Origin of the sequence: Streptomyces sp. NRRL F-5727 (genome assembly GCF_000719555.1) — a bacterium.
Lineage (GTDB): Bacteria > Actinomycetota > Actinomycetes > Streptomycetales > Streptomycetaceae > Streptomyces.
The window spans coordinates 1-5,861 of the sequence record NZ_JOGX01000123.1; the positions used below are offsets into that span (position 1 = coordinate 1).

At 69.8% G+C, this 5,861-nt stretch carries 4 protein-coding genes; 2 read left to right on the forward strand and 2 right to left on the reverse strand.

The window, feature by feature from the left end; all coding sequences use genetic code 11:
- Nucleotides 1-56 precede the first annotated feature (56 nt).
- Nucleotides 57-2,300 carry a formate C-acetyltransferase gene (gene pflB / locus IF73_RS0136765; RefSeq protein ID WP_051717734.1) on the reverse strand — a complete coding sequence of 748 codons (2,244 nt, stop codon included), beginning with the start codon at nucleotides 2,298-2,300 and terminating at the stop codon, nucleotides 57-59.
- A 196-nt stretch (nucleotides 2,301-2,496) separates the two neighbouring features.
- Entirely contained in the window at nucleotides 2,497-3,918 is a 1,422-nt protein-coding gene (locus IF73_RS0136770; RefSeq protein WP_031015791.1) for an MFS transporter, read from the reverse strand.
- Between the two features lie 249 nt (nucleotides 3,919-4,167).
- Between IF73_RS0136770 and IF73_RS0136775 the strand changes: the two genes are divergently transcribed.
- Entirely contained in the window at nucleotides 4,168-5,346 is a 1,179-nt protein-coding gene (locus tag IF73_RS0136775; RefSeq protein ID WP_037881766.1) for a low temperature requirement protein A, read from the forward strand.
- Nucleotides 5,347-5,360: 14 nt separating this feature from the next.
- A partial coding sequence (locus tag IF73_RS0136780) for a P1 family peptidase (RefSeq protein ID WP_031015795.1) occupies nucleotides 5,361-5,861 on the forward strand: 501 nt, incomplete at its 3' end.

The window sequence follows — 5,861 nt, forward strand, 5'->3', positions numbered from 1 at the left end:
GGAGGGGGAGGGGGGGAGGGCCCCCTCCCCCCCCTCGCGCGTTTCCCGTGGGGAGCTCAGAGCGTCCCGTGGAAGGTCCTGTTCAGGACGTCCAGCTGCTGTTCGCGGGTGAGGCGGACGAAGTTGACCGCGTAGCCCGAGACCCGGATGGTGAGCTGCGGGTGGTTCTCCGGGTGCTCCATGGCGTCCATCAGCACGTCCCGGTTGAGGACGTTGACGTTCATGTGGAAGCCGTCGCTGGCCGTGTAGCCGTCGAGGACGCCGGCCAGGTTCCTGATCCGCTCCTCGGGGGTGCGGCCCAGGCCGTCGGGGGTGACGGTGTTGGTGAGCGAGATGCCGTCCTCGGCGTCCTCGTACGGCAGCTTGGCGACCGACAGGGCGGAGGCCACGTAGCCGTGGGTGTCGCGGCCGTTCATCGGGTTGGCGCCCGGGGAGAAGGGTTCGCCGGCCCGGCGCCCGTCGGGGGTGTTGCCGGTCTTCTTGCCGTAGACGACGTTCGAGGTGATCGTCAGGACGGACTGGGTGTGCTCGGCGTTCCGGTACGTCGGGTGCTTGCGGACCTTCCGCATGAACTCCTCGACCAGCCAGACGGCGATCTCGTCGGCCCGCTCGTCGTTGTTGCCGTAGGCGGGGTAGGAGCCCTCCACCTTGTAGTCGGTGGCGAGGCCGGTCTCGTCGCGGACCGGGGTGACCTTGGCGTACTTGATGGCGGCGAGGGAGTCGGCGGCGACGGAGAGGCCGGCGATGCCGCAGGCCATGGTGCGGCGCACGTCGCGGTCGTGGAGCGCCATCTCCAGGCGCTCGTACGCGTACTTGTCGTGCATGTAGTGGATGACGTTGAGGGCGTGGACGTAGACGTTCGCGAGCCACTCCATCTGCTCGTCGAACCTGGCCATGACCTCGTCGTAGTCGAGGACCTCGGAGTCGATGGCGCCGGTGGCGGGGCCGACCTGGGCGCCGGACCTCTCGTCGCGGCCGCCGTTGATCGCGTACAGGAGGGTCTTGGCGAGGTTCACGCGGGCGCCGAAGAACTGCATCTGCTTGCCGACCGGCATCGCCGAGACGCAGCAGGCGATCGCGGTGTCGTCGCCGAAGCGCGGCCGCATCAGCTCGTCCGACTCGTACTGCACGGACGAGGTGTCGATGGAGACCTTCGCGCAGAACTCCTTGAAGCCCTGCGGCAGCCGCGGCGACCAGAAGACGGTCATGTTCGGCTCGGGCGCCGGGCCGAGGTTGTAGAGCGTCTGGAGGTAGCGGAAGGAGGTCCTGGTGACCAGCGGGCGGCCGTCCTCCCCCATGCCGCCGATGGACTCCGTCACCCAGGTCGGGTCGCCGGAGAACAGCTCGTCGTACTCGGGGGTGCGCAGGAAGCGGACGATGCGGAGCTTGATGATGAAGTCGTCGACGAGTTCCTGGGCCTGCTCCTCGGTGAGGAGGCCGGCCTCGATGTCGCGCTGGAGGTAGACGTCGAGGAAGGTGGAGGTGCGGCCGAGGGACATCGCGGCGCCGTTCTGCTCCTTCACGGCGGCCAGGTAGGCGAAGTACAGCCACTGGACGGCCTCGCGGCCGGTGGTGGCGGGGCCCGAGACGTCGTGGCCGTACGAGGCGGCCATGGCCTTCAGTTCGCCGAGGGCGCGCATCTGCTCGGCCAGTTCCTCGCGGAGCCGGATGGTCTCCTCCAGGGAGCGGTCGCCGGCGGGGAGGACGTCGAGTTCGGCCTTCTCGTCCTTCTTCACCTGGATGAGGCGGTCGACGCCGTAGAGGGCGACGCGGCGGTAGTCGCCGATGATGCGGCCGCGGCCGTAGGCGTCGGGGAGGCCGGTGACGATGCCGGCCTTGCGGGCGGCGCGGATCTCCGGGGTGTAGGCGTCGAAGACGCCGGCGTTGTGGGTCTTGCGGTACTCGGTGAAGACCTTCTCCAGCTCCGCCGAGACGGGGTAGCCGTACGTCTCCAGGGCGCCGGCGACCATGCGCCAGCCGCCGTACGGCATGATCGCCCGCTTCAGCGGGGCGTCGGTCTGGAGGCCGACGATCAGGTCCTTGTCGCGGTCGATGTAGCCGGGGGCGTGGGCGGTGATGGTGGAGGGGACGTCGTGGGAGACGTCGTAGACGCCCTTGGCGCGCTCCTCGGGGAACCTGTCCGTGATCGCCTTCCACACGGCGGTGGTCCGCTCGGTGGGGCCGGCGAGGAAGGAGTCGTCGCCCTCGTACGGGGTGTAGTTCTGCTGGATGAAGTCGCGGACGTCGATGGCGTCGCGCCAGAGTCCGCCCTTGAAGCCCTTCCAGGCCCGTTCGGTCATCGTGGTCTCAGCAGGGGTCGCAGTCACTTTCCCGCACCGCCTTCTTCGATTCATTCGATCGCGTCGTTGCTTACCTTCATTGCACTCCTTTTGATCGATCATTTCGGGCGGCATTGGTCACCAGTCGATGGCCCAAGGTCCCGGGCCTGGCATGCGGAAAGGCCCCGCCGTGGCGGGGCCTTTCGGAGTGGGGGTCTCAGCTGGGGGCTTCGGCGCCCTTGCGGGCGTAGAACCACCAGGTGACGGCCATGCAGCTGACGTAGAAGGCGACGAAGCCCCACATGGCGCTGGTGACGGCGACGGAGCCGAAGAGCGCGGGGATGAAGAAGAAGCCGTAGGCGGCGATCGCGGAGGTGAAGCCGGTGACGGCGCCGGATTCCATCTCGGCCTGCTTGAGGGCCTGGGCGTGTTCGGGGGTGCCCTCGGTGAGGCCCTTCAGGTGGGTGCCGCGGAAGATCACCGGGATCTGGCGGAAGGTCGAGCCGTTGCCGATGCCGGAGAAGAGGAACGCGGCGAGGAAGCAGAAGAAGAAGCCGTAGAAGTCGCCGCCGTCGCCGCCGGAGGGCAGGAAGGTGATGACGCCGACGATCGAGGCCGCCATGCCGACGAAGGACAGGATGGTGACCCGGGCGCCGCCCCACTTGTCGGCGATCCAGCCGCCGGCCCAGCGGGCGAGGGCGCCGACGGCGGGGCCCATCCAGGCGTAGGTGGCGACGGAGTAGTCCGGGAAGGTGGTCTTGATGAGCATCGGCAGGGCGGCGGCGAAGCCGATGAAGGAGCCGAAGGTGCCGACGTACAGCCAGGTCATCAGCCAGTTGTGCTTGCGCCTGAAGATGATCTTCTGCTGCTTGAAGGGGGTGGACGCCACCTTCAGGTCGTTCTGTCCGAACCAGGCGACGGCGGCCAGGACCAGCAGCACCGGCACCCAGAGGAAGGCGGCGTTCTGCAGGTGGACGGGGGTGCCGTCGGCCTTGTGCTGGGCGGAGCCGATGGCGATCGTCGACCAGGTGATGACGATCGGGGTGAGGAGCTGGACGACGGAGACGCCGAGGTTGCCGAGTCCGCCGTTGATGCCGGTCGCGCTGCCCTTCTTCGCCTTGGGGAAGAAGAACCCGATGTTGGCGAGGGAGGAGGCGAAGTTGGCGCCGCCGATGCCGCAGAGGGCGGCGATGACGACCATCACGCCGTACGGGGTGGTCGGGTCCTGGATCGCGATGCCCAGCCAGATCAGCGGGACGACGAGGACGGCCGTCGACAGGGCGGTGAACCGCCGCTGGCCGATCATCGGGCCGAGGAAGGTGTAGAGGATCCGGGCCGTGCCGCCGGTCAGGCCGGGGATGGCGGTCAGCCAGAACAGCTGTGAGGTCGAGAAGGTGAAGCCGACGTCCGCGAGGTTGGTGGCGGTGACCGACCAGACCTGCCAGACGACGAAGGCGACGAGGAGGGCGGGGACCGCGATCCACAGGTTGCGGTTCGCGACCTTGTGGCCGATCGACTTCCAGAAGAGCTCGTTCTCCGGCTCCCAGTCGGTGACGGTCCGGCCGGGGCGGTACTGCTCCGTGTCGTACGAGGCGGGTGACCCGCCCGTGGTTCTGCTGTCCTGGACTACGGAACTCATGGCGCTTCCCTGACTTCCCTGGCGTCTACGAGCCCTTTCGAGGCTTCTTCCTTGCCTTTCCAGGCTCCGCCCCGGGTCCGGGGTGTCGTCAGTGCCGATGGTCGCGAGCGCGGGCGGGCCTAGGTCGGCTCCCGGAGCGGCCGTTGGTCCCGGCGCCGGCGGGCCGGTCGGGCTCCCGGGAAGGGGGGTGGCCGTGCCGATCCGCGTGGCTTGGAAACAGCGGGGCCGCCGCTCTGCTGTTCTTGGTGCATGACGCAACCCTTTCTGCCGCTGACCGCGCGCTCCCGCGAGGAGTCGCACCGGACCGCCACGCCGCTGGAGCTCTTCTTCGACCTGTGTTTCGTGGTCGCCGTCGCCCAGGCGGGCGCGGCGCTCGTGCACGCGGTCGCGGAGGGGCACGCGGGCGAGGGCGTCGTGAGTTACGCGATGGTGTTCTTCGCGATCTGGTGGGCGTGGATGAACTTCACCTGGTTCGCGTCCGCGTACGACAACGACGACGTGTTGTACCGGGTCGTGACGCTGGTGCAGATCGCGGGGGTGCTGATCCTCGCGGCCGGTGTGTCGCGGGCGTTCGAGGAGCGTGACTTCCTCGTCGTGTACGTGGGCTATCTGGTGATGCGGGTGGCGCTGGCCTCGCAGTGGCTGCGGGCGGCGCGGCACGCGGTGTCGGCGGAGGAGCGGACGATGTGCCTGCGGTACGCGGGCGGGGTGCTCGCGGTGCAGGTCGGGTGGCTGGCGCTGCTGTTCGTGCCGGAGGGGGCGGTGCCGTGGGTGTTCCTGGTGATGGCGCTGGCGGAGCTGGCGGTGCCGGTGTTCGCGGAGAAGGCCGCGCCGAGCACCTGGCATCCGCATCACATCGCGGAGCGGTACGGCCTGTTCACCATCATCGTGCTGGGCGAGTCGGTGGCGGCGGCGACGGTGGGGGTGAAGTCGGGTGTGGTGGAGAACGACGCCCTGAGCGAGCTGCTGCCGATCGCGGCGGGCGGGCTGCTGATCGTCTTCGCCGCCTGGTGGATCTATTTCGTGGTTCCGGCGCACGACCGGCTGACGGACAGCCGGCAGGGCTTCCTGTGGGGGTACGGGCACTTCGTGATCTTCATGTCGGCGGCGGCGATCGGTGCGGGTCTGGAGATCGCGGTCGAGCAGACGGTGGGCAAGGCGCACATCAGCACGCTGGCGGCTTCGGCGTCGGTGACGATCCCGACGGCGGTGTTCCTGCTGTCGGTGTGGCTGCTGCACGCGCGGTACTTCAAGGTGGGTCTGGCGCAGCAGGCGGTGTTGCCGGGGGCGTCGCTGGCGATTCTGCTGTGTTCGTTCGCGGGTCGCTGGGCGGTGTTGCTGGCCGGTGTGGCGGCGGCGGCCGCGGTGGCGGTCGGTGTGACGCTGACGGCGCGGAATCCCGCCACCAGGACGGTCTCCCCGTCCTGAGGTAGGAAGGGGACATGACAGCTGAGCGGCTCTCCGTGGACGGTCTGACCGATGTGCCCGGGATCCGGGTGGGGCACGCGCGCGTGGCGGGTGCCCGGGCGCTGTCGGGGACGACGGTCGTGCTGGCGCCGGAGGGCGGGGCGGTGGCCGCCGTGGACGTGCGTGGCGGTGGTCCGGGCACGCGGGAGACGGACGCCCTGGATCCGAGGAACGTGGTCCAGCGGATCGACGCCGTGGTCCTGACGGGCGGCAGCGCGTACGGCCTGGACGCGGCCGCGGGGGTGATGGCCTGGCTGGAGGAGCGGCGGCGCGGGGTGCGGGTCGGTCCGGATCCGGCGCACGTGGTGCCGGTGGTGCCGGCCGCGTGCGTCTTCGATCTGGGCCGGGGCGGCGATTTCGGGGCTCGTCCGGACGCGGCGACGGGCCGGGCCGCGGTGGAGGCCGCGGCGGCGTCGGGGGAGCACGCGCGGGTGGCGACGGGTGCGGTGGGGGCCGGTACGGGGGCGGTCGTCGGG

Bases quoted from the DNA above. Each gene is read 5' to 3' on its own strand.
- IF73_RS0136775 (WP_037881766.1), top strand. From the start codon at position 4,168: ATGACGCAACCCTTTCTGCCGCTGACCGCGCGCTCCCGCGAGGAGTCG.
- pflB (WP_051717734.1), bottom strand. From the start codon at position 2,300: ATGACCGAACGGGCCTGGAAGGGCTTCAAGGGCGGACTCTGGCGCGAC.
- IF73_RS0136770 (WP_031015791.1), bottom strand. From the start codon at position 3,918: ATGAGTTCCGTAGTCCAGGACAGCAGAACCACGGGCGGGTCACCCGCC.